Source organism: Lysinibacillus sp. G1-3, assembly GCF_056322905.1.
The window spans coordinates 1-26,559 of record NZ_JBWHYQ010000035.1; the positions used below are offsets into that span (position 1 = coordinate 1).

Genomic DNA, 26,559 nt, shown 5'->3' on the forward strand with positions numbered 1-26,559 from the left:
TCTTCGAACAATTGAAGGATATGTAGTTTTAACTCGAGTGGATGTTTGCTTCGCCCCATAAAAAATACTCCCCTTAGATAAACAGATTTTATTTTTTAATCTGTCTACTTAATAGGGAGCATATCAGTTCCGGAATCAGGTCTTAAAAGTGACTTTATTATATATGTCTAACTTTTTTAGGCCAGGTTATAAGTTGAGGCATTCCAAAAGACGCCCTCTTATTCAAGAAAAGCGCCCGATTGTGGAATACGAAATTCCTCACATACAGAATTATTTATCAAACTATTGGGTATCAAATACGGTTTCTTCCTATTTTTTTAAAATCATCTTCATTTTCAATACGATACTCAATTGGTAACATTGAAGTTCGCTCCTTTTCAATAAAATTTCATCTTCTCTAGAATTGCCAACAATCTCGTCCGATTGCATAATACAAATCATTTCAAAACCATATGTTAAACTCAATCATTTTTTTAAAGATGTAAAACATATAGACACTCACAATTGGCAATGATAGGGAAAAAGTATGATGGGCGGTTGGTAATTTTTCTTGTATTCTTGATGAAGTTGATGAACACATCAATATATGATTAAGAAAACAATACAGATTGAAGGAGAGTGCCTTATGAATGAAATCATAGAGCAAGAGAAAGACTTCGGATTTGCTAGAGTTTATGCTATTGAACTGCTGTTTAAAGAAAAGCCAGTTGTGGACCGAGAACTACTCTACTGCAAGATAGAACAATACATGGGGAAAACAGATCGACCACAAAATGAAAAGAGTGGGTCGCTGGCAGTATGGGAGCCCTATGAGCAACATGAGAAAGGAGAAATGCTTCACTTCTTTCATTTGAATTATATGGTGAAATATTCAGAAGGAGAAATGCCTGCACAAACAACGCTTACTGGCATGAATATAGGTCCGATATCTGATTACGAAGCCGCTTTGCAGCAAAGTTGGCATTGGAATGAAGCAGGCCAAACGTTGCAAGAGTGTAGTCACGCGTTGTTACTTGTCGATATGATGGCATCTGGACTGGAGCCAAAAAAAAGATTGGAGCTACATACGAATGTTCTTCGTGCAATAGTGGAAACGGTCCCTTGCGCTGCGATTTATTTTAGAGAAAGCAATAAGTTGGTCGAGCCATCCGTGTTTTTGGCTGCTGTTGATGAGGGCGAAATGTTGTATGGAGCATTGAACATTCGGTTCTACAATGTTGAGGGTACTGGCAGTGAACGCCAGGAAGGTCTCATGGATTCCATTGGGCTTGCTGCACTAGGCATCCCTGATGTGCAATGCCACTTCTATGATATGGATACCAATGAGGTTGCAGGCTGCTTGACTAACTTTGCTTATTATTTGTTTAATCAAGGTGATATTATTACAGATGGAGAAACGATTGGTTTTACAGAGGAGATGCGTTGGCGCTGCGAGCATCAATATGCAATGGCAGTTCCGCACCGCATAGTCATTGATCTTGATCCCGGTGAGGGCAACTATGCAGGTCACCAGGGTGGGTCTGAAGAATAGTTGCTCCTTTGGGTATATTGTGGCGTCGGTCCTTTCAATACAACCAAAAGTGCGGAGCCTAATTTCAACGGTTTTAATCATCCTTGGGTACTAGTTTTATCAAAATTTGTTTCTAAAGCTTGGGGCCCCATAGATAATCGTGGTTATCATACCTTATCAAGGTCTAGATCGTAAAAAATCAGGGATGCTACATATTATATATGCTAAATATGTAGTATCCCTTTTATTTTAAGTTTCACAATCGTGCCCTTTAATGGAATAAACGATACGATTTAACGCATTAAATGAAATTATATCAAAAAATTAGGATAATTAATGGAGTATGAATACACCTAAAGCGTCGTTTAGTGACATTTTTTCTTTAGCGAAGATTTAAAGCTTTTTGTTATTAAGATATTTGATTGAAAATATATAGGAATATTTGTAAAACATTTTATGTTATAAGTCAGTTTATAAATTCTGAAAGATTAAGTAGTAAGAATGATAACAGCCATTTTCTTTTAAGGAACTAGCATGAAAATAACTTTTCAGTGTTGCAACTCTCGCAGCAGAAACCTTATCATGAGATATGCCTTTCCCCTATTTATATTTCACATAAATAATTTCCGGATCTCCTTCATCTAAGTTTTCTATACACCCACTTTTTATAAAGCCTGCCGTTTCAAATACCTTATGCATACTAGTATTGGATTGGTTAGTAGAAGAAAAGATTTTTGGAGTTGCTGCCATTTCTACATAAAAAGCTAGTAACGCTGTGGCAATGCCCATTCTTCTCTCGGAGGGCTTCACAATAACTAATGCGATGAAGCAGTTCTCAAAGAAATCATTCGTAAAAATAAGAAAACCGCCAATCCCTTTTTCTGTTTGTTGAATGATACAACGTTTTTCGTTAATGGCTGTACGCAAATATCCGCTTCTTGAATAATCTCCAATTACTTCTTGATCAATCGCACATATTTCATCGAGATGCTCCATACGTGCTTCCACCAATTGCGTCATTTTGTTCACCTCATTCTTTAGATGCGAGAAGACTTTTGTTCAAAATTAAGTAGGTTCATCAATGTTTTTCTATCAAGCATTTAGCTGTTAATTTTTCTTATGTAATAACTCATCACTTTAATCTCAACCCTAAACCCTTTTGCCATCTTTCCTTCATCGACAAATCCGCATTTTTTATAAAGTGACTGTGCGGCAGTATTCGGTAGATTAACCCCTAACACAAGCTCATTAATAGTTGGAAAATGCTCTAAAACAAAGTCTGGCAAAAGCTGTAATGCTGCTTTCGCATAGCCTTTTCCCTGTTCATAATAGTCTGTTGAAAAGGCACGGATTAATATAGCCTGTTCATTTGAGGAATATGGCGTAACGCCCTCTTTTTCATGTAACACAAAGAATGTCACGAGCTTATCTTCATCAAAAACAAGAACGGCATGGCGATTTTTGTCCTTCTTTACTAGTTCAATACTCTCTTTCGGAGACATCGTATAGCGAAGTTGCTCCTCTGTGATCGTATATCGTTCAATTAAGAAATCATCTTTTTTTTCATAAAATTTCAATCTCATCAAAGCTCCCCCTTCCATCTTAAGTCGTCGTTCTACCTTGGCATAATTGTAACTGTCCCATTACTTTTGCCACACAAAATAATCGCCACAGACGAATCAAAAGTACACATTTCATATCTTATATTTCTATTATAATATATTAAAAAAACAGAAAATATAATGTATTCTAACATAATTTAGAAAATTATTTTAGAGAAGGTGTTCAAATTGAAATTATTAGAGAGAGCTCAAAAACGAAAAGAAACTGCCGTGCTCATTTTAGAAGAATTGAAGCTGCTAGAAAAATGGAATACCATTGGACAAGCTTATGTGGTCGGCGCTACAGCATATGATTTACTAGTGGATCACGATATCGATATCGAAACATTTTGTACTCACCCTAATGCAGCAGAAGCTATGGCGATATTAGCTGATTTAACTAGCAATCCGAAAGTTTTGGAATTAAAGTATCGTAATTATTTGAAAACACCATTTAATGGTATCTATTTTAAAATACAATATGAGCAAATGCCATCAGAAATTTGGAATATTGATATGTGGCTGTTTTCTGAAACACGAGAGGGCCCTCTATCAAGAGATTTAGTATCGTTAATGAACGATTCCTTAACAAATGAAAGTCGAAAGTATATTTTAACGATTAAAGAAGAACTTCTTAAGAAATCCATAGTACTTCCTTCAATTTATGTGTATGAAGCAGTGTTAGACTACAATATTCAATGTACAGAGGAATTTCTTAACTGGATGGAGCAACAAGATGTAGACATTCAGACAAATTGGCGCCCTTCAAAATAATAAATAAAATCAAGTGTTTCCCTAAACATTATTAAAACGATCACCATATCGTCTAGTTGATAATATCAACAAATATCATTCTTCCAGTCACAGATAACCTTTTATTTCCCTATTCAACAGACTTGAACAAAAATATCATTTCCACTAATAACCAAAAATGCTACTATAAAGTTATCTATACATAAGGAGTTGAGTGAATGAGTGCGAAAAGTGCAGTAGATGTTTTGTTTAAACAACAAATAATCCTAGGGTTGTAAACTCTAACTGCAGCTCTTGAACAAGGGAGAAAACAAATGGAAAACTATTTTAAAGAATTTCTTACAGGTCAAGCTATTACATTACAGCAAATGACTTCCTCCGACCAAGAAGCATTTGTAAAAATTGAAAGTGAACTGAAGACGTTGTTACTGGCTAATGACGACATTCCCTTTCCAAATACCTTTGAGGATCATTCCTCATTCTTTCAAAGTATTAGTGGAAAAAAAGAGGAGTTTTTCTTCGGCATATTCGAAAAGTCGTCAAATGAGCTTATCGGTTCCTGTGCTGTCTACGGAATCAACTGGAAGAACAGTACTTGCTCTGTAGGCATTTCAATTGGAGAACAATGGCATGGTAAAGGGCTTGGAACGGATGCTATGAAAACTCTTATTCACTTTATTTTTAATTATATTTCTATTAATAAAATCAAGCTTCAGGTTTTCTGCTTCAATAAAGGAGCTATTCGTTCTTATGAAAAATGTGGCTTTACAAAAGAAGGTATTTTAAGAAATGAACTTTTCCGTTTCGGTCAATTTCATGATGTAGTTTTATTTGGCCTTTTACGAGAAGAATGGAATCAAATAAAATAAACTTTTTCCTCCGTGTAGAAATATTTCAGCATTCTCGATAAACCCACGAGCTACAATTTTTTGTCGATAAATTGTAGCTCGTGGGTAAAACAAATGATCATCAGCAGTTGAGTGATGATCATACGTGTTATTCACTATGATTGTTCGTGGCATGTAAAGCTCCTCAACATCACAGAAAAAATATTCTTCCATCTCACTCTTAAAAAAGTGTTGTTTATACGTTCAATTCCCCTACAAAAGACATTTATCCTCCCCTCGCCTTCCTGAGTGCCATCTGGCCTAATTATGTCAATACGAAAAGGATGGCCCAATAGTAATCATTTCCATTTCATAACTTAGAATATGATGTAACCTCCAAGGTGCAATGAACACTTTCTTACCTGGAAATGCTGAATAAGACTGAACATTATTTTTTTGTAAAGTGGTCAAAGTTATCTGATGGTTATATATATGTTTTAAAAAAAATAAAAGGAAGTGACTTTGATGACTTGGCAATATGGTTCTTTTCCTGATGATATAGGCCCATGTCAACAAGAAGGGTCCAGAACTTGTGTTGGTGATATGTATTTTGTATGTAGAAATGGTCATTGGAGACCTACCTACGAATATTGTCAGAGTGATAATACACCAACTTGGCCACAATATCGTTATGGTCCACAGCTTTCGCCACAATATCGTTCTATTGAAGATATGGGCCCATGTCAACAAGAAGGGTCCACAGCTTGTATTGGTGATATTAGGTATTATTGTAGAAATGGTCGTTGGAAACCTACCTACGAATATTGTCAGAGTGATAATATACCAACATGGCCACAATATCGTTCTATTGAAGATATGGGTCCATGTCAACAAGAGGGGTCCGCAGCTTGTATTGGAGATATGAGGTATTATTGTAGAAATGGTCGTTGGAGACCTACCTATCAATATTGTCAGAGTGATATGTATCCCTATGACTAAATGTTTATACTATAAGTCAACAACAGACATTGCATTCATAGCCTCAATGATTTCCTAGGTGTCGTCAGGCAGATACTTCTTCTCGATAAAATGAACTAAGGGGCTGCCAGTAGACAGTCCCTCTCTTATTCTTCCCAAACTCTTCGAACATCACTTAACACGAAATGCTGAAATGTAAGTTGATAAACATCAGGCATTGAAAGTCCGTTCCAAAATGAGTAATCATATTGCGCATCAAAATATTGTATCATTAAGACCATTATATTGCCGTGTGTACCAATCACTATATTGTCATTTGGATGTGCAAGGATAATTTTTTTTAACGTAGTAATAGCTCTTTCCTGGGCGGCTTCATTTGATTCTCCACCTTCGAATGCAAAATTTGGATGACTCCATACGTGTTGCATAGCAGAGTCAAAATCAATACTATTTCCATTAGATAGTGTTCTTTCTTTTAAAGAATCTACCTTACTTATTTCTAACTTATGCCCTTGTGCTATGCCTTCTACCGTCTGTACGGCTCTTTTATATGGACTTGAATATATAGCATGGATTATTTTATTAGTAAATAATCTAGTAACACGATCCCGATCCTTCAATCCTTTATCAGAAAGCGGACGATTGTACTCATCAGCTGTATAATGAGAATGCGCGTGCCTTACAAAGTATAGTACGGTCATAATCGTTTCCTCTACTTTTCTTCAGATTTTGCCTTTTTTTCTTTCACATAATTATATATATCTACCTTCCACATATCATCCTCTTTTAGTAAAGAAAATACCTTAAGGTAGTGAGAGCTTCCGAAAATTATTTCCAATTGTACAACTGCTATACTTTCTGTGCTTGTTTCTTTATCCAATGAAATACTATCGTAGTATCTGTACATTAAATAATTTTGTTTATCCTCATCTAATAAATAATCTATATACTCTGCTATAAAGGTTTCTTTATCTGGAAGTTCATTGTTGTTGTAGGTAATTGCATATAATTTATCGAACTTATTTTCAAATATTAAATTCATCATAATTAACACCATTTCCTCTGGTGTAAAAGTCTTTATACTATTCATATTCCCATTGCTTAAAAATTCATCATATAAAACTCTTTTTTCCTCTGGCAATTCCTCTAAATATGTAAAATCATAGTCCCTATCAATAATAGGAGGTTTCTGTTTAGATTCTTCTTCATGTTGAATGGAATGGTTAGGTACTACCGTTGATTTTGGAGACTCTTCTGTTTTTGTTTTCACTTCAGAACATGCGATTAACATTAAACAAGAAACGATCATAACACTTAATAATAGTGACCTTAACTTCAACAATATATCCCCCCTATTATTCAATAGATTCAAAACCCACATTTCCACCGTTCAATATATTTCGAAAATTCTCAACATTTTCAACCAAAGTAAAATCCCTTCAATTACAAACAACAAAGAAGTTTATTTGATAAATTGTGACAAGATATGAAGCCTATGAAATTTTCAGTCTATGACACCAAATATTTTTATAGTAAAAAAGATGCAAATCCATTAAACATTACCCTGCCCCTTTTCTAAAATATAGCCAAAAAAAAACACTAATATTTTAGTATAAAGGGTAATGAAGTATATAAATAATACAATAAAAGTAATTTAAGTAGTCAAAAATATTCACCATCAATATTTTTCATTTACTTCCCAATATAAGAATAAAAAATTTTTTCTATGACTAAATTACGAATTTCTCAACCTATACACAATGTGACATATTTTTCATTTTAGGTGAGATACAATGAAAAAGTTGAATCGAGGTCAATGTATTTCAAGAATATATGGAGAAAAAATAATAGGGGGAAAAGATTTTGGTTAATTATTTAACGCATAAACAATTCTTGAAGATGGAGATTGAAATTAAAAGAAAAATTATGTATAGAAAGGCAATGGATTTAGGTTTCACCCATCCAAGTGTGGTAGATTGTAGCCAAGAATTAGATGTCCTACTAAATAAATATTCAAAAACGATCAATAAAGCTAGCTAAAACTATTTTCGATGAGTCGTCTAGTTTTACCCTGTATTAGTTTTTGGTTATAAGACCTATTGTTGTTGTTAAAATACGTATAAATAACATAGAAATGGGCTATCTTCTTTATGACAGGAAAAAGGAGGCCAAATAATGCAGGTATTTATTTTATCACTGGTCGCTTCAAGCTTTTTACTACAGCAACCTCAAGATTCAGTAGAAAACACAACACCAGTTCTTTGCATACCTTCTAGAACTACATCTTATAAATACCCAAATAATCAATATCAAGCATTTCGTTCTGAGAATGATTTTTATCATATATTAAATAGGACAATCTATGAGGAATATAACAATGCTACCTTGAACATTCGTCAAAGAATAGCCTTTAAGGACGTATCGAAGGCTGAGGAAACATTTAATCTAAAAACAAATTTTATACGTAAAAAGACAGACCTCTCTCAACATACTTTTATTCATCCCAATCGACAAGTATATTTTTTAGCATCCTTTAAACAATTGGATCAGGAGACTTATCATAAATACCTGGTCATTGACGCTGAGACACAAAATATCCTTTTAGGAAATAGTAATTACCAAAGTAATACCATTAAATAATTTTATTTCGTTTGTTGTTTAATTTATTGTATGCTTGAAAATTGATTAATAGTAGCAAATTCAAAGAAAAAATTAACATTTTTAAGCAAATTCTGAAATCACCATTTATTTCATCGCTGTTATAGCTCGACTCTAGGGGAAGTCACTCCCAAGAGTCGAGCTAAATTATTTTATAGAATTCATTTAATAGTTAGAGCTTTTTGCTGTATTTCTTGCTTTATTTCCTCAATAAACTGCTGTAATGTTTTTTCTATTAATGCTTGCTCGCCATATTTACGAACAGTAACATGTTGAGTATCCATTTCCTGATCACCAAGCACTACAATATAAGGTATTTTTTTCATTTGTGCTTCTCGAATTTTTTTACCTAGCTTTTCTTGTCGATCGTCAATGCTTACACGGATTTGTTCGTTTTTTAAAGCATCAACAACTTGCTGTACATACGCTCGATGCTTATTTGCCACCCCAATAACTTTTACTTGTTGAGGTGCAAGCCACGTTGGGAATGCCCCTCCAAAATGCTCAATCAATATGCCTAAGAAGCGATCAATTGAACCGAATACCGCTCGATGAATAACGACAGGTCTTACTTTTTCATTCTGTTCATTGACATATGTTAAGTCGAATTTCTCAGGTAGTTGGAAATCAAGCTGCACTGTTGCGCATTGATGACTGCGATGAATAGCATCTTTAATATGAATATCAATTTTTGGACCATAAAACGCTCCGTCACCTTCATTTATTGTATAAGGGAATCCTAGATTCGTTAGTACGTTTTCTAACGCCGCTTCGGCTTGGTTCCAAAGTTCAAGTTCACCCATATAATCAGCGGGACGTGTTGATAATTCAATATCGTATTGGAAGCCAAAAACCTGGTAAACCTCATCAATAATCTTTAGTGCAAGCGCAATCTCATCTTCAATTTGCTGTGGCGTAACAAAAATATGTGCATCATCCTGGCAAAAAGTACGAACTCGTAAAAGACCATTTAATGCGCCACTAAATTCATGTCGATGAACTTGCCCAAATTCAGCCATACGAATCGGTAAATCTCTATATGAATGTAAATCATTTTTAAAAATCAGCATATGTCCAGGGCAATTCATAGGTTTTAATGCAAAGCTTTGGTCGTCTACATGAGTAAAGTACATGTTTTCTTTATAGTGGTCCCAATGTCCTGACTGCTCCCATAAACGCTGGTTCATCATCGATGGTGTCCGTACTTCTTGGTAATCAAATTTTGCTTGTAATTGACGTAAATAAGACTCCAATTCGTTGCGAATAATTTGACCATTTGCTAAATAAAACGGCATCCCTGGTGCTTCCTCTGAAAACATAAATAACTCTAGTTCTTTTCCTAGCTTTCGGTGATTGCGTTTCTCCGCCTCTTCTAGGAAAACAAAATGTTCCTCAAGCTCTTTTTTTGAGGTAAATGCTACACCGTATATACGCTGAAGCATTTGATTATTGCTATCTCCTCGCCAGTAAGCACCTGACATATTCATTAATTTAAAGTGTTGTAATTTTCCTGTGGAAGGTACATGAGGTCCACGGCAAAGATCATAAAAATCTCCTTGCTCATAAACCGTCACCACTTCATGCTCAGATATATCCTGTAATAACTCTAGCTTTAGCGCATCATGAGCAAATAACTGTTTTGCCTCTGCCCTCGTTACTTCTTTGCGCTGTATTTGTATATTTTCTTGAACAATTTGCTTCATCATTTTTTCAATTTGTTGTAAATCACTAGGCGCTAAGGAATGCGCAATGTCGATATCATAATAAAACCCATTTTCTATAACTGGCCCGACCCCAAATTGAGCATCAGGATATAAACGCTTAATAGCTTGCGCTAATAAATGGGCTGTTGAATGACGAATCACCTGAATTCCTTCTTTTGTGCAAGCATCGTACAGGGAAATTTGTGAATCCTCCACTATCGGGCGCGTCAAATCAATGATGGTTCCGTTCACACTCCCTACAATTGCCTTTTTACGTAAAGCGGGACTAATCGCTTGTGCAATGTCGGTTAATGTAACACCTTTTGAAAATACTTGTTGTTTACCATCTGGAAATTGAATGTTAATAACTTGATTTGACATGTTCTCTACTCCTTTATTATAAATTCTGCCTCTGCATAATTACGTCCGGAATCGGCTTTGTGCTAGCACAAAGAACTCCTTACCGATTCCGTGACATCCGCCGGAGGCTGTAACTTCTATCAGTTGATGTTTGGACAGACGCTGAAAAGTGACTTAAAACCGCACTCATCTCTAACCTATAAAGGCTGGTGTCCTCTACTGAAAGAAGTGACAAATAAAAAAACACATGCTCGCGCCCCATAAAGGGACGAGCATGTGTTGATTACCCGTGGTTCCACCCAAATTCCCACTAGATGCTCTAGTGGCTCATTGTTATGCAGTAACGTTGCAAGTACGGTGCAAGTTTCCAAGCACTGCTCAAAGGTAGTAAGTTTCGCTAGCTGCATTAGGAAGCTTTCAGCGCATGCCTCCCTCTCTGTAAATCGCTTTTCAAAACTCGTGTCCTTCTCATCGCCAATTTCATTGCTTTGTGAAATTGTTATTTACTGTAACAAATGCTCCAATACTTGTCAATGTTCGAATATTAATTTTTATGAAACAATTTTGATTCCTCATCGAAATATGTCCTTACCTACACATTCCACTTTTTGCAGGAAAGTTGCGATATAATCGGAATCCCTAAGCTAAGTTTTCCTCCACTTCGTACTTCTAAAGTCTCATTGTCAGAATGCCACTGAATATGAATAGTTGGGTCACGATCCGTGTAAACCCTCCTTATGTCATATATTGTGTAAACCAGGCAATATATTTTGCCCCTGGAATAAATAAAAGCTGTGCTAAACATGTACCTAGTAGCCTTGAACCCATCATCATCACAGATGCTTGTTTCAGACTTAAATAACTACCTCTTTGATTAATAACATCGTCTGCAAGAACAGAAATTTTAGGGTCAATAAATATTATTAGTAACATCGTTGCTACCCCATTAATAAGTCCTGATGCCATCACAGCAGTTGTTCCTCTTTCTGGAACTAATAAAGAGGCGTAAAGTGCAGACAGGACACCAATTGTATAGATGGCCGTTATCACGACATTGACGATAAATAATTTAACGGGGATATCACGCCAGTTAATTCCCTTTAAGTATGAAAGGCTTGGCAAATGAATATGTTTTATTCCACGTTTAACATACTCTAAACTAAAACCTTTTTTAAATAATGCTGGTATAGAACCTTTTTCCTCAGATAAATGGATAATGGCTCTTGAAAATATCGCTATAAAAGTCGGCAATAGTAGAATGCCGACTAAAGTACCTATGGAAGCGGCGCCAATAAGCACTCGGAATTGCTGCTCCACAAATACTAATGTGTTTTCTTTCGGTGCTGTGTCAGCTAAACTCCCAGTAAAAGGCTGCTGCATCATATTTGCCAACCTTGAAACCATAACCATCACATTGAACAAGGATAGTGCAGAGGCTAGTAATTTTACACGTGCGCCTGATAATCGAACTGCATACGCAAGTGTTTCTATCGAATGAATGATAAGAATAAATAAAGCAATCATGATCAATTTATTTGTTAAAATATCCAAAGTCTTGTACCTTCTTTTCGATTATTGATTTAGCATCGTTTGATCCAAGGTTGATCTCCTATCGTAATGAATACAACCGAGACACCTCTTCCCTTTAATATTTTACGAAATTCCCATTAATAGGTTCCGTTATTTCCTACCAAATAGAAAAGCTATTCATCAGGCTTTTCCTCCTAACGAATAGCTTATTCTGTATTTATTGATTTACTGCAAAGTCATTATTCCAGCTAGTTGAATCCGATAGCTGATAGGTTACCATATTTGCAGTAACAGCGAGAATCACACCTGCTCTAGACTTATCAGTAGCATTTGGGTCCTCTAGCACTAACACAACATATCCCTCACCCCGTCCCAGATGATCAATATCATTTGTAGCGTTTATTTCGAAGGTTGTATAGGTTGTCTCATTTTCAGCACGGAGTAATCTTTGCTCCTGATAGACCCCTTTTTCCTTTAAATTATAGCAAACAGGCATCCATCCTTGTGACCAATCAATACTGCCTATTATTTCTTTTTTACGATGTGCTAGTTTGCCAATTGAAAATGTAAAATATATTTTCATAATAGCTTGACCTAATTCATTTACCCCTTCACATACAGCTGTTACTTCTAACTTAATATCCTCCTTCGAATGCTTCTGAATAACCACTAAAGTCACAGTGAAAATACAGATAACAAGTACTATACTAACGATTATAACTCCCATTTAGTCCCTCCCGACATCGCAATAGCTATTACTATTAGATTACCATGTTTTAGGAGTCTCAGTATTTTTTCACCAAACAATCTTATGAATTGACATAGGCATAAAGGATAAGACAAATAACGAGTATATCCAGACTGATCCATTGGTGAAAACAAAAAATCAGTGGGTAAGAAAACCCCACTGATGATAATTTCATTTCACTTTTTCTCTTGTAACTCGGCTGTTAAAGTAAATGGTATTTTTAAATATTTGTACTTAATCGTTATTTTTTTAATAGAAGGCGCTTCAACCTTTACTGCATAATGCTGAGGCTGCTTTCCAACGGCCTCGCGATTTATGTATTGACTAGGAAAAATGGTGATTTGCCTTAATTTATGATAAGTAATATTCGGATTACCAACCAGCTTCGTCTCCGCTTCGAACGGTTCAGACTTACTCACGACAAGCTCGGCACTTTCAGGCACTTTATCATTGACAAGTATTTGTTGAAGCTCTATCTCATGCAGTCCTTTATTTTCTATTTCTACGATTCTATTAGTAGAATTATCTGTAGGATTCGTATAGCTGTTCATGACGAGTGGTGGATTGCTTTTCAAATAAATGATAAAGGCAGCTACCACTACTAGAACACTAAACAATAAAACAAATAGTAATTTTTTCATGTCATTCCTCACTTTCTTGCTACCTATCAAGTATAGCGAGAAATCGTAGGTGATGAAACCTCGAAAAATAGAATCAGGATTTTTCTTCATCTCCTCCTAACTTCTTTAAATCAACTAAAAACAACCTGACTCATTATAAACCAGATTGCTTTGCTAATCGTATTTCATCACGTATTGGAATTCCATCATTGCCAATTAAAGGGATTTCAGGTTTATATGCTCTTGCTTGTTCGACCGCGTTTTGTATAATTTCGACTAAGTGATAACCTCTTTTTTGATAAAATTTTAATGCGTGTAAATTATCATTTGTCGTTAGAAGAGTAATTATCGTACACCCTTGTTCGAAAGCAATTTCTTCAACTGCTTGTACTAGCAATGAACCTATCCCTCTTCCTTCTTCAATACTATCAAGGGATATAATTTCACATTCTTCCTCACGCATAATATACGTTACAAGACCTAAAATCGTGCTGTGTTCATCTACATAGACGAACCCCTCTAATTTACTACAGTCATAAATCCCACTGGAAATGACCATTTCTGTGCTTCCCCAATGCTCCTTAAAAAACTGTAACACATCATTTTGGGCTAATTGTTGAATGGGAATTATTGTCATCTTTTATTCTCCTAAATTGATAGATTAAACATACTAGTAATAGCTTTTTGAACACCTAGAAATACTGCCCACGAAACAACGCCTAGTCCAATGGCAAATACGATATGGATCGATGATTTCATCGCCATATAAATAACAAATAGCATCACCATAGTTGCTGGTAGTCCAACAATTACACCAATCGTAAATCGCTGAATATGCTCACTCGGTTCACTTTGCACAGTAAGCCAAATGATGCTTAAAATACTGACAAGTGGCAGCGCTGCAATAATGCCACCATAGCTAGGAAATCTTCTAGCAATCTCCGTCACAATACCAATTACGGCAGCCGAGCATAAAATCTTTAAAAAGGTGTACATTATTTAGCCACCTCGCTTAATAAACGAAATGCCTGTAAAATCATTTGTTGATCATCTTCTGAAAGCTGATTTAGTGCATGTTGCAGTTTCTGATCATCTAATTCTGTGTTTTTCTTTAAAACATGAAGCCCTTCAGTTGTTAAATGAATATGTACTTTACGTTGATCATCGATGTCCCGCTCCTTTTTCACCCAACCATTACGCTCCAGCTTTTTGATATGCTCAGACGCTGTATTATGGGAAATATTCAGTAACTCTGCAATATCACGCACTGCTACTTCATCTTCCTTTTGAATCATCTGTAAAATACGCACGCTCTGATGTGAAATTGAATCTTCATGCGTTGAATGTAGATGGTAGAAAATAGATGTAAAATAGTTATTTATATTTTTGATCATCAAATTTGCTCCTTTATTATATCGTCGAAACCGATTATATCGTAGCTGTCGATATAATTAAAGAGGTATTTAAATAAAGGGCTGACAATAGTCAGCCCTTTCAGTCGTTTTATCGAGAAGAACACTAGACTTATCGACGAATATTGTGGATTTATCGAGAGTTTTATTTAATTTATCGAAACTTTTTCATCATTTATCGAAAAACTCAAAGAATCTTCACAAACACACAGTGATGAATACCCTTTAACCTTTGCATTGGCTTACTCTCAATAAGTTCCTCTAGCACATTCTCTATCTCAAAATCACCATATATATAATCAGAAATAATCATTTAAGCATCTTCCTACGCAAAATTTGAAAGAACAAAAACCCCACCACAATGCGAGATCGGGTAAAATTCTAATTGGCATACTCCTTTTAACAAGGAACTTATCTCCTCATGGACAAAGTAAATTTCATCATCATCCCAATAGCCAATACTTTCTTCACGGCATTTTTCGAGGTCCACTCTTGTATGAAACGCGATATCGCCGATAAAAATTTTGCCTTCAGGTGTTAGATGTTGCAATAATTCTATAATGTATTGCACCTTCATTTCTTCGGTAAAATGATGCAACGCATAGGTGCTAATAATAGCGTCATATTTTTGATGAAGGAGCGCTGCTGGTAGCCCTTTTGACAAATCCCACTCCATAAAGTTTGCATCCGGCATTTTTTCTTTGGCGATTTCGATCATTTTCGAAGAGAAATCGAATCCATTGATTATATGCCCGTTTTCATAAAGTTTCGCCGTTAACACCCCTGTACCAAATCCAATGTCTAATACAGTGGACTTTGGAATGTGCATGACCTCGTTAAAAATCGTATTTAATACTTCTTTATATCCTGCAAATGGATATTGGTTGCTTTCTTCACTTAGCTGAACCGTTTTATCATAACCATCAGCCCATAAATTAAATCCTTGTTGACTTAGCATAACAGTCCTCCTAGGTTTTCAATAGTTAAAAAGTTTGGAAGGTCTATTAGTACTAAACATCCCATGTTAGTTACTAACATTCCCTCTCCAAACATATAAATTTTCATGACTGATAACCTGTTTCATAATAACTCCCCCTTTCAAATTCAAGTTCATCACCTTATTGTGTAGGGTATTTTCCGTTTCACTGGGCACTTTTTTGTAGGCGTCCAATCTCCACTCCAATCAACCTATACACACGACATGCGTCTTTCAAAATGTCATCCACAACTATCAGCAACGAACAAATATTAAACTATTATACCATTTTTTATCATTTGAATAAATTAAATTTTCTAACTTTATATAATTACTAAAAAATGTTATAATAATGGTGAATTTCATTTCAAGGAGGAATCGAAATGGACGCATTCTTTTGTAATGCTTGCTCTAGACCAAACACTTTACAGGTCAAAGAGGTCTAGAAAAGTTAACGCAATTAACATAAATTGAATGATCTCTTTAGGCCAGTAACCTTTATTAAAAGCCTACTATTTAGGAGTGAATTCAAATGGAAAAACAAACAATTCAGCCGTTCTTAACGGTCGCAAACTATCATTTACTTGAGCAACAAATGAATAAAATTATACAAACAATTGCAACGACAAAGGATAAAAACGTTATCTTAGCCGTACATGGAATTGTTGAAAGCGAAATTACAGCAAAATTAGCGCTATCCACTGCGGAAACTCAGCTAATTGAACAGCTTTTTAATGTGACAGATCGCGCTCATGGCGAAGCGTATTTAGAGCGCTTAAAACCATATGTCATCCCTTTCAAAGCAGTTACTGCAAGCACACTGAAGAGCCTATTTAAAAAGGAAAAAAAGCTCAAGCTACCGAAGCTTGAAGAAATGGACTTTCAGCAGATTTGTTATTTAGCTTGGGATGATCCCGGTAAACATCGAAAATATGTCGTATTGGAACAAGATGAACAGCTAAAAGCGATTAAAGGGACTTTCTCTAACAATACAATTAAAGGAATATGTGCACTATGTAACCGCCATTCTGAAGTTGGCCTATTTACAACGTCTGTAAAAGGGCAAGTCGTTGGAACGTTCACGAATTATAGCAATTACATTTGCGCAGATAGCCAAACATGCAATCGACATGTAACGGATATAGAAAAAACAAATGCATTTTTCGAGCGCATTACTCAAAAATAAAAAAAGAGGCTGAGACATATCTGGTCAAAACCTTAAAAAGCGTGAGAAATCAATTTTAGTAACATTGATTTCTCGCGCTTTTCTGATGTGGAATTTTTTAATTTTGCCGTGAAAACATATTTATGTCCCAGCGTCATTACTTCTATTGGCTCTGATTGTGATTTACTTTTTATTAACAACAAGGCAATGCTAGTCTAGCCTATAAACATTACCTTTTGTTTTTGTATTTATTTAGTGTTCCAATTGTCGATTTCAACCAATAGTAATTGTCAAAAAGATGACCGCCCATCAACGAGTGGCCTTTTTAGGTTTATTCAGCGATAGTATAATAATCCGATAACAATCTAACTTGGTGACCCCGTAGTTAAAAAATACATTGCTAATAATATCAACCAAATTACACCTATCACTATAACTAAACGTTTCATACTCAAGCCCCCTATCAGACCAAACTTCCAATAATCTATTCCGTTATTTTAATTATACCCCTTATAAAATTGATTTGAATATAATTCCATATCTTATATTTCCCTCACTATCATTCGTGACGATATAATACAAAAGTTAGCGAATACTAATGTGGAAGCAATGGATATTCAAGAACTTTAATGTATGATAACCGCCCCTTTCACTGAGGATGAACAAAAATGGTTTAATCAAGCGATAGAGTTTTATATGAAGCAAGTGGAACTGGAATAAAAACAGCTCTATTTGTAGGGGCACAAAGCCTCTACGTCATACCATCATCTAATTTAAGATGGTATCTTTAAGCCGCCAATACTAGTTAACTAAAGCCATATCTATCGCAACATACTGCTTTATAAGAACCAAAACAGCACTTCAATTTGAATACGTTCTTGTACAGCCGTAATCTTATACTCATGCTCTTTAATATATTTGAGTTGTTTCGAACGTCTAGCAATCACCGAAATAATTATGGGGTACATGATTTTCTCTCCACTCCCCCATTAGATTAGCTTCTTTAAATAACAAGTAAGTTAATCACTACTGATATTGATATATCAATGTTTTCAAACAAAAAAACACTCGCATTTTTAGCGAGTGTTTCGTAATTGTTAGGACAACCACTTCGGTGGTGTGTTTTTCTCCCAAAAAATATCACCTAAGTTATTGTGTGCCATAAAGTCGTCCTCAGCACTGTGGTAGTGGAAGTTGTAATAGTAGCCGTCCTGCGGTCGTTTTTCCGTGCGGACATGGAAGCGAATTAAATCAATGCCTGTTTCATTGCTAGTAATATTAAAAATTTTTTCGCCATAGTTTCCACTTGGCTTTTCTGAAATTGTTAACGATGCTAATGATTCATCGTCTAAGCCTTCTACTGTCATCGCAATGGCTTCCTCCATTTTAGGGAAGATGATAGCGTCAAACTCATTGCTAATTTTCGGGCCAATTTTTGTGCCGAATTTCATATAGGATTGCTCTTTCGCCGCATCAACGAGCAATGCATTATAGTCAATCGGGTCTCCCTGTATTTCTGTTTGTTCTATCGGAAGAGCAGCCGCTTCTGCAGTACTTGTCCCAGGTGCTGATCCGATAGAAGCACGATTTGATGGATTATGATCAAATGCTTCCCATATTTCATGTGTTGGCGTAATTAATCCAAATGTTAAAAACGCAACCATAATAACGATACTTTTTTGAATCCATTTCTTCATTAATTTACACCTTCTCTTTATGTACAAATTGGTAAATCTATTTCTAATTTATACGCATAAGCCCTATAAAAGGTTTCATAATTTTATAATTCATTGTACAATATTTATGTATAAAGTAAAAACTTCACATCCTGGGAAAACGCTTGTATGACCATCGTCCTGTTGCCCCAAACTAATCGGGCATTTACTCGCAGTATGCAGGATAAATGTGTCGTTTTTTAAAAGGAGGTACAAAACATGAGCATGGATATCGCAATGGGTATTGGTCTTTTATTAATGTTAGGTTATTTATCATCTTTATGCTTTACGGACTAATACAATTACTTTTACGAAGAAAGTCCGCGAGCTAGCGGACTTTTCTATTTTGTTATGACCTATTTTAAAATACAAGATAATACAGGCTGCCGACTAATTTTATATACAATCTATAACGTTCCTTCTTATTCTTACTTTATAAATATTCAAGTACGATTCCCGCTACTAATGTACGCGGTAAAATTGTTAAAATACCACTCTCTTTTCGTACTACCTCTCTATGCTCTTCATTGTACCCCATGCAATCCAACACAATCAGATCTACTCGGTAATCACGAAGATAACGAGCTGCCTCTTCAAAGTTGCCATAATCAAATGGTGAAGCAACAGCAATCGTGATATCATCTGAAATATCTTCCCATTTTTTAACCATAGCTTTACTCTGTTCTTCTAGCGGAATAATTAAACCTAGCTTCGGTTGATCGGTCATTGCACTAATCATTTGTGTGACGATTCGATTCGGATGAAAAATAGGTTTTTCACATGTTAAATTCGAAAAATCATCTGTGCTTAATACGATGACCATATCCACCTCTTGTTCTAACGCTGATAATTCCATTTGTAATAATGGTAGTAGTTTTCTTCTATTAATTATTATGGATCTGCCATCCCGTAATCGAGAGATAGTTGCGTTCTTTTCACTTCTCGCTAAAACAGTTAGTAATTCCGCCTCGTTTAAGCTATCCAACGCTCCTCTTTCCACAAATTTAATATCTTTATTAAATATTTCTGTAAATGTCGGTATAATATCTGAACGTGGCGTTTGTCCGATCGTCAAAAAACCAACTTTATTCATTTGCAGTCACCCCTAATTTTTGAAAATATATCATTGAACCGTATAATTTATTCAGAAAGTTACATTCATCTTTATCTGAAAAATTAGTTTTATCCTCAAAAGGTTGTTTCAATTATAAATGCATAGCTATTCCTCCACAATTAGGTAGTATTTTATTTAAAAATAAAAAAATTCTGAATTTAAATGCATAAAATCATCACATTATGAATAAATACTCATTGATAGTAATTCCGATGTAACGTTTGCACTATACCTATATCAAAAATAAACTACAAGTATATCTAGATCAAAAATATTAATAAACATTGTTACACAAGTTCAAATTTATTGGAACTATTATTTAAAGAAATAATCAAAAAGAACTACAACAGATATGACATTTGGGAATTCATTACATAAAAAAGAGTAGACATAGTTTGTCTACTTTCAGAAGGCTCTTCAATATATTTGTTCATTGATTCTATCCATCACTTTGGCTGTTCTATCCACGACTTCGGCTTTTCTATCCGTAGACCCAGAAATATTCGACCTTCCTAATAAATTAGACAAGGGGCAGCCTCGCTTTTGCGAAGCCACCCCTTTAGTATTTAATAGGTAACATTTTCGTAAATTGTAAAGTCTCAACCCAATCATCTGGGGAATAAATATTATATTGGAAACATGTAGTTTCATCACCGCGGTAAAATTCCACTGTGTGCCTTCTAACTTAAGCAACGCAAACCCAACCTTCTTTTGCGTCCTTGCAGCCCCAAAGCATGCGCCAGTGTGAATAAGTATCTTCAAAAACAAAAGTAGAATTCCAGATTACGTAAATATGCCACCTAAAATAGCACGATTCATATTATAGCACATAGTTTTTAAAATGTAAAGATTTCATTTCAAGTTACCAAGGTATAACTTTTGAGCATTCAATTTGATACCCATGTTGAGCATACCACTCTAGTAAAGAATCCCAATAGTCTTCGCAAATCACAATAATTTGTTTTGCGTCAGAGAGATTACCGGACATCACCAATTCACATAGAACCTCAAATCCCTCGGGCTTATCTGTAAACGACAATGCTTCAAGTAATACTTGAGCAGAAGTTGTGAAAAATTGTTTATTGTGTAATCCTAAAATCATCGCACCTGCTGTGGCAATTTCCATCGCCAAAATCGGTAAAAATGTTTGAGGACCCTGTAATTCAATATTTTTCATTTTACCAATATACTCATACATTTCTTCTACTAATGTTCGACAGATCGCTTCTTTAAATATCGAGCTATCTATTGAGCTAGCTTTTACTTTTAGTTCAGTAAAAAAACCATTTGGGTCATAAATAGGTAAAATGTTGAAAAATTGGCCATGGGTCAGTGGCCATCTTTCGTCAACTGTCGTCGCATCTTCAATTATATGATCTGCGCTTTCAAAGTTCACTTCTGCTTTCCAATCTCCAGCTGTCCATTCATAGCAAAAGTTTTCATCCAAAGCGTTTAAAATGCATTTAATTTCTATATCTGAAAATGGGCCATCTGTTTTTCGGGCTAATGAACCGTAAACCCCAATTGCTTGCACCTTCGAGCCATATCTTTCTATAACTTGGTTCGCAATGGAATAAGCAATTTCCATTCTTTTTTCTCTCGTTACTTTTTTCGGACCAATCATATTTATCTCTCCTTGTGAATGAATTATTAAATTGAGCTATATAATTTGCCAAGGAGGACCACGAGCTTAACGAGGAATTTTATCTGCTGTCATGTATAAATCACCTTTCCTTATTTCCATTCTGCATTCTTTTTTCCAGCAAATCCGACATTTCATCTATATCCATTTCAAACATAACCGAGTCATTTGATAGAGGTGCAAAATAATAGGTAACTTTTTCTTCCCCATAATCTTTCTCTAACCGCAACCACTTTTCAGTTGGGAGCACACAAAAAGCCAACGTATCTCCGCCAAGTGAATCCATGTACCAGCGGATTTGATATTTCGGAGCAATAAAGTCCTGCACAGCTTTCAAAGTTGTGTCCCTATCCGTTCTTTCTTCTTCATACGGGATTGCTTTCTTCACTTCATCTTTTATTAAGAAAATATCAACACACCTTGGCTTATCAATTTCAACTAGTTCAACATTTATTTTGTCTTCTTCAAGTAAGTATTCATTAAAATATTCCGCTATAGATTCGTCAAAATCTTTCCAATCCACCCATACTAATGCTTCGCTATCCCAAAAGTTTTCTTCTTCCGCTAATGGATTTTTCAAAAATAGCTCGATTTCCGCCTCAATTTGATTCATACATATCCCCCTCAAATTTTATTTTCAACACATAAAGATTCGTAAATTCTTTATACCTCTACTACATTTTCGCAATCCTTATACTTGCCAACCACAAAAATACATAATCTGATCCCACTATATATTACCATATTTTGAATTTTAGATAAAAATAGAGGCCCGTTCACAAAAATGAACAAACCTCTTAAAAACACTCAATATTTACTTCCATCAACAACTAAAACACCATAATGAAACTTCGCAGTCATTCTTGTTAATTGTTGAAAATGAAATTTAGCAAACCATTCTGAGCGGAAATGAGCCTTTAACACTACCCGTTTTCTCGCCACGCGATACGCTTCTCTTACCCATTCATCCGTTAATGTTACATGTTCCCCAGCTATGCGTAGTGCTTCAAAATTATTGGCTTCTTCAATAATTTCTTCAAACATCGGATCCATATAGACGACATCAAAAGTATTGTCGGGCAATGTTTTCAAATAACTAACCGCCTCAGCCTGCACCACTTCTATATGGCGCATACATGCAGTTAATGGCAGCTCAGTCGTATCGTAGGATTTCATCCCTTGCTCAACAATAAAAGCAACATTCGGATTCGCTTCGAGCCCAACAACTTGTCCCACCTCGCCAACTGTATAAGCCGCCAGCATAGCATCAGCCGCTAGTCCCAATGTACAATCGAGCACTGAATTTCCTTTTTCAAGCTGCGCCGCTTCTAAAAACGGCTCCACTTCCCCACGAGCAACACGCTTTAAGCGAAAAGCTGCTGAATTCGGATGGAAGAAAAACGGTTCCTCTGCACCAAAAGCATAATACTCAAAACGATTTTTCCCAGCAACGATTACATTTGCATGCAATTCCTGTGAAATTTTCCGAACAGAACGCTTTTTTCTTGGCTCAAGCGGAGCATCTAATTGTTCACACGCAAAAGCAGCGAGCGCCAACGATAAATCGTCTGGTCTGCCCGCTGTCGTAACAATAGTCTTTACTTCTCGCATGTTTGCTCTAAAACACCTGTTAAATGTGTAACAATTTGCTCCACAGGGAACCCTTCAATTTGTTCACGTGGAATAAAGTATGCCAATTCCCCATCCTTTAAAATCGCCATCGAAGGTGAACTTGGTGGCACATCCTCAAAAAAGCCACGCATCGCAACAGTCGCTTCAGGATCCTGCCCAGCAAATACAGTCACAAGATGATCCGGCTTAACCGCCTCCACTGCCTCACGAGCAGCCGGACGCGCCAACCCAGCCGCACATCCACAAACCGAGTTAATCACAACCAACGAAGTCCCCTTCGCCTCCGCCATAAATTCATTTACCGCATCAGCCGTCGTAAGCTCCGTAAATCCAGCCTCCACTAACTCCTCGCGCATTGGCTTCACTACCTGTTTCATATATTCATCGTAAGCGTTCATGCTTTTACCCTCTTTCATATGTATTCGCAAAAGTTATTATAGCAAGGTTTTACGTCATTGTATAATGATTCGATTTCACCGTTATTCACTTACTTTCGGAATTTTGGTTGCTTTTTTGTTGCTTTGGTTGCTTTTTATAAAGTAGCGTTTCTAAACAAATATAAAGAGTATTTTTTAAGTACATAAAGTTTCCTTATATATATCACTAGCTAGCTTAGATAAAGGTCTTTTATGAAACTTTGATTCATCTAAATAATATCCAAAAAGTATTTGTTCTATTTCTTCCCTACTACTAAAAATAGTTTCAAATTCTTTATAAAGTTCATTTAGCCTTAAATTTGTGTATATATGCTTTTTCTTTAAAATTTCTTGTACAACATCTTTATGTACACTGTAAAGAGAGTCTAAACAGAAGGTCGATAAATTGCCTTCGAAAACTTTATCTTGTGCTGTAATAGTAATTTCTAGCTGCTCCAAATCTTTAAGATAATCAGATGATTTAATATTATATCCAAATTTTACAATATCACTCGACCTAAACCTAGAGTTATATGGAGAATAGCTAATATCTTTTGTGCTTTTAACATGATTACAACTAGGACATGATGGGATTAAATTATAAAAGGACATTGCAAGAAATGGATACTTGTCCTTATTAAAATAATGATCTATTTGACTAGTTCTTTTTACTTTTTGGTTTTTATAACTAAAATTATTAATATAATTTCTATTACAGTAAGGGCAAATATTTATTCCTAGTTTATCAATTAACTTGGCAGCATTGTATTCAGTACCCTTTAAAAATTTGGAAGAATTCGCGAAATATGTTGAGTAAATAGTTTTTTTTATATATATAATTTCCTGAGAATAACTATTATTTGAAAAGTAAGCATCTTTAATCTCAGAAAGTCGATTAGTATCTGCTAATATTATTTCTTCAAATGAACATTTACAACCATTTTCTAAAAACCAGTTATTTATATCCTTATAAGTAAATTTCATTTTAGGATGACCTAGATGTATTTTAATGGCTTCTAAATGGTCTTTAGCTAATTTTTCTAATTCTTTATTTTTAATAGGAATCATTAATAGTCACCATTTTTTAAAAAGTTATTAAACATCATCATTAATTTATTCTTAATTATTGGCTCCCCTATGATGTCTATGATGTATTTAATTTCTTCTTTATCCTGTGAAGTTAAAGTCGACGAATCTTTAAGCAACTTTATTACTTCATTTATTTTAGTCTTTGAATACTCACCTATAGTGCTATTCATAAAAAATTCTTCTGCAAAAAGAGTATGAATATTTGAAGCAAAAGTTTGAGTTTGATCTAAATCAATTTCCTTAATATTACCATTTGCATCTTTATCTAGCGCAATTACGTTTTCTTTTGGCAAATCAGAAATTATAAAAGGAGAATGTGTTGCAATCATTATTTGATAATTTCCATATCCATTTTCAATTCTATTTAAAAAAGTTATTAATTCTTTAATAAGTAGCCTGCTCCACTCTGGATGCATAAAACTATCTGGTTCATCTAAGAGAATAATGGCTTTTTCTTTATTTTTACTTAGATTTAGAGTTAATCCATAATGGAGTGCAGAAAATAAAGAAATAAGCGCGTTTTCTCCAGAACTAAATGGACCAAAAGAAATATCGAAGATTTTAGTTAATGCGTTAATAGATGTATCATAAAATTCCAACATATCTATCTGCCTTAGAAAATCTCCTACATTTTCATCATAGATATTATTATATAGTGGAATAGTTACACAGTCTTCTTCGAAATATTCCGAATTGATATTATTAATCTTATCTATAAACTCTTGGTATACTTTCATTATTAAATTTATATCTTTATCATCGAAATACGTCTCTTTATTTTTATGAAATTCTAATAATCGTTTAATTACTGTAAGAGAATATTCAATATAGTCTCCATTAAACTTATTTTTAAAAATACTAAAGTCTTTATTTAAATCATCTAATTCTTGTTGCATTTCTGGAAGTTTTATGAAACCAGATGCTAAAAAACCACATATTTCATGTAATAGATAATTGATAAAATGCTCCTTTTTGTTAAATTCTTTATTTTCATTTTCCTCTTTCCTGAAAAAACTTTTCTTATTAAACATCTCAAGCATATTTAATTCTATTTCATAATTTATAAACATGTTGATAGAAAATTTTAAATAAGACTTGCTATTTAATTGAAACATAGATGGGTTTATATTTTCTTTATTAGTAGCATTAAATTCTAATAACATTTTATATTTAGCAAAATTCCCTGTATTTTTAGAATGTAAGTTTATTCTATTAAAAAGCACAGTATTTTCATTCTCAATTTTCCAAGTATCGAGATTATTGGGGATATTATATATAATTCTATAGTTAAAATAATAATAGCTAGTCTGTATTGACTTATAATATTGTAAAAAACTAATACACTCAAAATTTCCATTGTTATATTGACAGACAATACTATAAGGATTTGTTATAGTTCCATCTTTCTCTAACTTTTCATACTCTTTCATAATAGGTTTAATAAAATCGAAATTATTACCTTCTATAATAAAAATATCATCTTCTAAATGATATAGTAAAAAATAATCTTCATTCTTATTATTTTTACGTCTACGGTATTCTCTTTTACTCCCTAATAAATCAAGTATATTGGTTTTACCACTTCCGTTTTTACCAATTATCGCTACTATTTGATTTACTTTATTTTCTTGATTAAAGAGTTTATTTTTTTTTTCTGGTTTTCTTATTACTATTTTCGGCTGGTGACTTGCAAATTCGACATTAAAGTTATTTGAAAAATTAAAACCTGCATTATGTATATTTCTATAATTTTCTGACCACATATATATTAATTCCAATAAAATACCCTCCCACTGCTGTTTAATTATAACAAATTAAAACATTTTGTTTCTTTGTTCAATGATTTCCACTCATTAAAATTATAGTAAATAATTAAATTTTATGATATGTATTTCTAAAAATTAATACCATTCTAATTTCCTAGAAGTTTTAAATATTTTTGTATAGTGTTATTGAAGAATTTTTCACAAAAGACCAAGTAAGAAAATTTGAACTGCCCCCCGTCAAGTAGACAGCGGAAATAATAAAAAATGTATTAAGCGGCTTGAGCCCTAAATTCTAAAGGACTCAAGCCGTTTAATCGTTTCTGATAACGATCGTAATTATAAAA

At 34.5% G+C, this 26,559-nt stretch carries 29 protein-coding genes and 1 pseudogene; 8 read left to right on the forward strand and 22 right to left on the reverse strand.

The window, feature by feature from the left end; translation table 11 throughout:
- Positions 1 to 625: 625 nt before the first annotated feature.
- On the forward strand, positions 626 to 1,531 hold the full coding sequence (locus ACVYAD_RS24480; protein ID WP_476428211.1) for a DUF4261 domain-containing protein: 906 nt from the start codon (positions 626 to 628) through the stop codon (positions 1,529 to 1,531).
- A gap of 579 nt (positions 1,532 to 2,110) precedes the next feature.
- Here the strand turns inward: ACVYAD_RS24480 and ACVYAD_RS24485 are convergent.
- Positions 2,111 to 2,530 carry a GNAT family N-acetyltransferase gene (locus tag ACVYAD_RS24485; protein ID WP_476428212.1) on the reverse strand — a complete coding sequence of 140 codons (420 nt, stop codon included), beginning with the start codon at positions 2,528 to 2,530 and terminating at the stop codon, positions 2,111 to 2,113.
- Positions 2,531 to 2,610: 80 nt separating this feature from the next.
- The gene (locus ACVYAD_RS24490) at positions 2,611 to 3,093 is read right to left on the reverse strand and encodes a GNAT family N-acetyltransferase (protein WP_476428213.1); all 483 of its coding nucleotides are present in this window, start codon (positions 3,091 to 3,093) and stop codon (positions 2,611 to 2,613) included.
- Between the two features lie 207 nt (positions 3,094 to 3,300).
- On the opposite strand from ACVYAD_RS24490, the gene ACVYAD_RS24495 reads away from it, so the two are divergent.
- Both ACVYAD_RS24495 and ACVYAD_RS24500 read left to right on the forward strand, forming a co-directional pair.
- On the forward strand, positions 3,301 to 3,885 hold the full coding sequence (locus ACVYAD_RS24495; RefSeq protein ID WP_476428214.1) for a hypothetical protein: 585 nt from the start codon (positions 3,301 to 3,303) through the stop codon (positions 3,883 to 3,885).
- A 293-nt stretch (positions 3,886 to 4,178) separates the two neighbouring features.
- Positions 4,179 to 4,733, forward strand: a complete 555-nt coding sequence (locus tag ACVYAD_RS24500) for a GNAT family N-acetyltransferase (protein WP_476428215.1) — start codon at positions 4,179 to 4,181, stop codon at positions 4,731 to 4,733.
- On the opposite strand, the gene ACVYAD_RS24505 is transcribed toward ACVYAD_RS24500, so the two are convergent.
- Complete coding sequence (locus tag ACVYAD_RS24505; protein WP_476428216.1) at positions 4,704 to 4,886, reverse strand: hypothetical protein; 183 nt, start codon at positions 4,884 to 4,886, stop codon at positions 4,704 to 4,706. The genes ACVYAD_RS24500 and ACVYAD_RS24505 overlap by 30 nt on opposite strands.
- A 330-nt stretch (positions 4,887 to 5,216) precedes the next feature.
- Here ACVYAD_RS24505 and ACVYAD_RS24510 point away from each other — a divergent pair, with 330 nt between their 5' ends.
- The gene (locus ACVYAD_RS24510) at positions 5,217 to 5,690 is read left to right on the forward strand and encodes a hypothetical protein (protein ID WP_476428217.1); all 474 of its coding nucleotides are present in this window, start codon (positions 5,217 to 5,219) and stop codon (positions 5,688 to 5,690) included.
- Between the two features lie 125 nt (positions 5,691 to 5,815).
- Here the strand turns inward: ACVYAD_RS24510 and ACVYAD_RS24515 are convergent, their stop codons facing one another.
- Together ACVYAD_RS24515 and ACVYAD_RS24520 are read right to left on the reverse strand one after the other, a co-directional pair.
- Positions 5,816 to 6,370 (reverse strand): histidine phosphatase family protein, encoded by a 555-nt coding sequence (locus tag ACVYAD_RS24515; protein ID WP_476428218.1) that lies wholly within the window; start codon positions 6,368 to 6,370, stop codon positions 5,816 to 5,818.
- A gap of 11 nt (positions 6,371 to 6,381) precedes the next feature.
- A complete protein-coding gene (locus tag ACVYAD_RS24520) occupies positions 6,382 to 7,008 on the reverse strand; it encodes a hypothetical protein (RefSeq protein WP_476428219.1) in 627 nt (208 codons plus the stop codon).
- Between the two features lie 524 nt (positions 7,009 to 7,532).
- On the opposite strand from ACVYAD_RS24520, the gene ACVYAD_RS24525 reads away from it, so the two are divergent.
- Both ACVYAD_RS24525 and ACVYAD_RS24530 read left to right on the forward strand, forming a co-directional pair.
- Positions 7,533 to 7,709, forward strand: coding sequence for a Spo0E family sporulation regulatory protein-aspartic acid phosphatase (locus ACVYAD_RS24525; protein WP_386828265.1), 177 nt, complete (start codon positions 7,533 to 7,535; stop codon positions 7,707 to 7,709).
- A gap of 135 nt (positions 7,710 to 7,844) precedes the next feature.
- On the forward strand, positions 7,845 to 8,309 hold the full coding sequence (locus tag ACVYAD_RS24530) for a hypothetical protein (RefSeq protein WP_476428220.1): 465 nt from the start codon (positions 7,845 to 7,847) through the stop codon (positions 8,307 to 8,309).
- 179 nt (positions 8,310 to 8,488) lie between these two features.
- Here ACVYAD_RS24530 and thrS read toward each other — a convergent pair whose 3' ends face one another.
- From thrS to ACVYAD_RS24570, 8 genes are all read right to left on the reverse strand, one after another.
- Entirely contained in the window at positions 8,489 to 10,411 is a 1,923-nt protein-coding gene (gene thrS, locus ACVYAD_RS24535; RefSeq protein WP_476428221.1) for a threonine--tRNA ligase, read from the reverse strand.
- A 714-nt stretch (positions 10,412 to 11,125) separates the two neighbouring features.
- A complete protein-coding gene (locus ACVYAD_RS24540; RefSeq protein ID WP_476428232.1) occupies positions 11,126 to 11,914 on the reverse strand; it encodes a lipid II flippase Amj family protein in 789 nt (262 codons plus the stop codon).
- Positions 11,915 to 12,137: 223 nt separating this feature from the next.
- A complete protein-coding gene (locus ACVYAD_RS24545; RefSeq protein WP_476428222.1) occupies positions 12,138 to 12,647 on the reverse strand; it encodes a hypothetical protein in 510 nt (169 codons plus the stop codon).
- 197 nt (positions 12,648 to 12,844) lie between these two features.
- Positions 12,845 to 13,309, reverse strand: a complete 465-nt coding sequence (locus ACVYAD_RS24550; RefSeq protein WP_476428223.1) for a hypothetical protein — start codon at positions 13,307 to 13,309, stop codon at positions 12,845 to 12,847.
- A gap of 133 nt (positions 13,310 to 13,442) precedes the next feature.
- On the reverse strand, positions 13,443 to 13,925 hold the full coding sequence (locus ACVYAD_RS24555; RefSeq protein ID WP_476428224.1) for a GNAT family N-acetyltransferase: 483 nt from the start codon (positions 13,923 to 13,925) through the stop codon (positions 13,443 to 13,445).
- 11 nt (positions 13,926 to 13,936) lie between these two features.
- Entirely contained in the window at positions 13,937 to 14,284 is a 348-nt protein-coding gene (locus ACVYAD_RS24560; RefSeq protein WP_349659976.1) for a DUF3147 family protein, read from the reverse strand.
- Positions 14,284 to 14,682, reverse strand: coding sequence for a MarR family winged helix-turn-helix transcriptional regulator (locus ACVYAD_RS24565; RefSeq protein WP_476428225.1), 399 nt, complete (start codon positions 14,680 to 14,682; stop codon positions 14,284 to 14,286). Before ACVYAD_RS24565 ends, ACVYAD_RS24560 begins: the two co-directional genes overlap by 1 nt.
- Positions 14,683 to 15,025: 343 nt before the next feature.
- Positions 15,026 to 15,658: a class I SAM-dependent methyltransferase gene (locus ACVYAD_RS24570; RefSeq protein ID WP_476428226.1), complete on the reverse strand. Its 633-nt coding sequence runs from the start codon at positions 15,656 to 15,658 to the stop codon at positions 15,026 to 15,028.
- Between the two features lie 550 nt (positions 15,659 to 16,208).
- Between ACVYAD_RS24570 and ACVYAD_RS24575 the strand changes: the two genes are divergently transcribed.
- Positions 16,209 to 16,862, forward strand: coding sequence for a FusB/FusC family EF-G-binding protein (locus ACVYAD_RS24575; RefSeq protein WP_476428227.1), 654 nt, complete (start codon positions 16,209 to 16,211; stop codon positions 16,860 to 16,862).
- 549 nt (positions 16,863 to 17,411) lie between these two features.
- A pseudogene (locus ACVYAD_RS24580) lies at positions 17,412 to 17,561 on the forward strand (MerR family transcriptional regulator); the annotation flags it as partial.
- Positions 17,562 to 17,680: 119 nt separating this feature from the next.
- Here the strand turns inward: ACVYAD_RS24580 and ACVYAD_RS24585 are convergent.
- The 9 genes from ACVYAD_RS24585 to ACVYAD_RS24625 form a co-directional block, all read right to left on the reverse strand.
- Entirely contained in the window at positions 17,681 to 17,809 is a 129-nt protein-coding gene (locus ACVYAD_RS24585) for a hypothetical protein (protein ID WP_349662203.1), read from the reverse strand.
- A 129-nt stretch (positions 17,810 to 17,938) separates the two neighbouring features.
- Positions 17,939 to 18,538 (reverse strand): YpjP family protein, encoded by a 600-nt coding sequence (locus ACVYAD_RS24590; RefSeq protein WP_349662062.1) that lies wholly within the window; start codon positions 18,536 to 18,538, stop codon positions 17,939 to 17,941.
- 451 nt (positions 18,539 to 18,989) lie between these two features.
- Positions 18,990 to 19,649 carry an AroM family protein gene (locus ACVYAD_RS24595; RefSeq protein ID WP_349662063.1) on the reverse strand — a complete coding sequence of 220 codons (660 nt, stop codon included), beginning with the start codon at positions 19,647 to 19,649 and terminating at the stop codon, positions 18,990 to 18,992.
- An 883-nt stretch (positions 19,650 to 20,532) separates the two neighbouring features.
- The gene (locus tag ACVYAD_RS24600; RefSeq protein WP_476428233.1) at positions 20,533 to 21,300 is read right to left on the reverse strand and encodes an ANT(4')-I family aminoglycoside nucleotidyltransferase; all 768 of its coding nucleotides are present in this window, start codon (positions 21,298 to 21,300) and stop codon (positions 20,533 to 20,535) included.
- 94 nt (positions 21,301 to 21,394) lie between these two features.
- Positions 21,395 to 21,925, reverse strand: a complete 531-nt coding sequence (locus tag ACVYAD_RS24605; protein ID WP_476428228.1) for a hypothetical protein — start codon at positions 21,923 to 21,925, stop codon at positions 21,395 to 21,397.
- A gap of 194 nt (positions 21,926 to 22,119) precedes the next feature.
- Positions 22,120 to 22,923: a class I SAM-dependent methyltransferase gene (locus tag ACVYAD_RS24610; protein ID WP_476428229.1), complete on the reverse strand. Its 804-nt coding sequence runs from the start codon at positions 22,921 to 22,923 to the stop codon at positions 22,120 to 22,122.
- Positions 22,911 to 23,342 carry a BrxA/BrxB family bacilliredoxin gene (locus tag ACVYAD_RS24615; RefSeq protein ID WP_079560990.1) on the reverse strand — a complete coding sequence of 144 codons (432 nt, stop codon included), beginning with the start codon at positions 23,340 to 23,342 and terminating at the stop codon, positions 22,911 to 22,913. The genes ACVYAD_RS24610 and ACVYAD_RS24615 overlap by 13 nt, the downstream gene beginning before the upstream one ends.
- A 174-nt stretch (positions 23,343 to 23,516) precedes the next feature.
- Entirely contained in the window at positions 23,517 to 24,428 is a 912-nt protein-coding gene (locus ACVYAD_RS24620) for a hypothetical protein (protein ID WP_476428230.1), read from the reverse strand.
- The gene (locus ACVYAD_RS24625) at positions 24,428 to 26,227 is read right to left on the reverse strand and encodes an AAA family ATPase (protein WP_476428231.1); all 1,800 of its coding nucleotides are present in this window, start codon (positions 26,225 to 26,227) and stop codon (positions 24,428 to 24,430) included. The genes ACVYAD_RS24620 and ACVYAD_RS24625 overlap by 1 nt, the downstream gene beginning before the upstream one ends.
- Positions 26,228 to 26,559 lie beyond the last annotated feature (332 nt).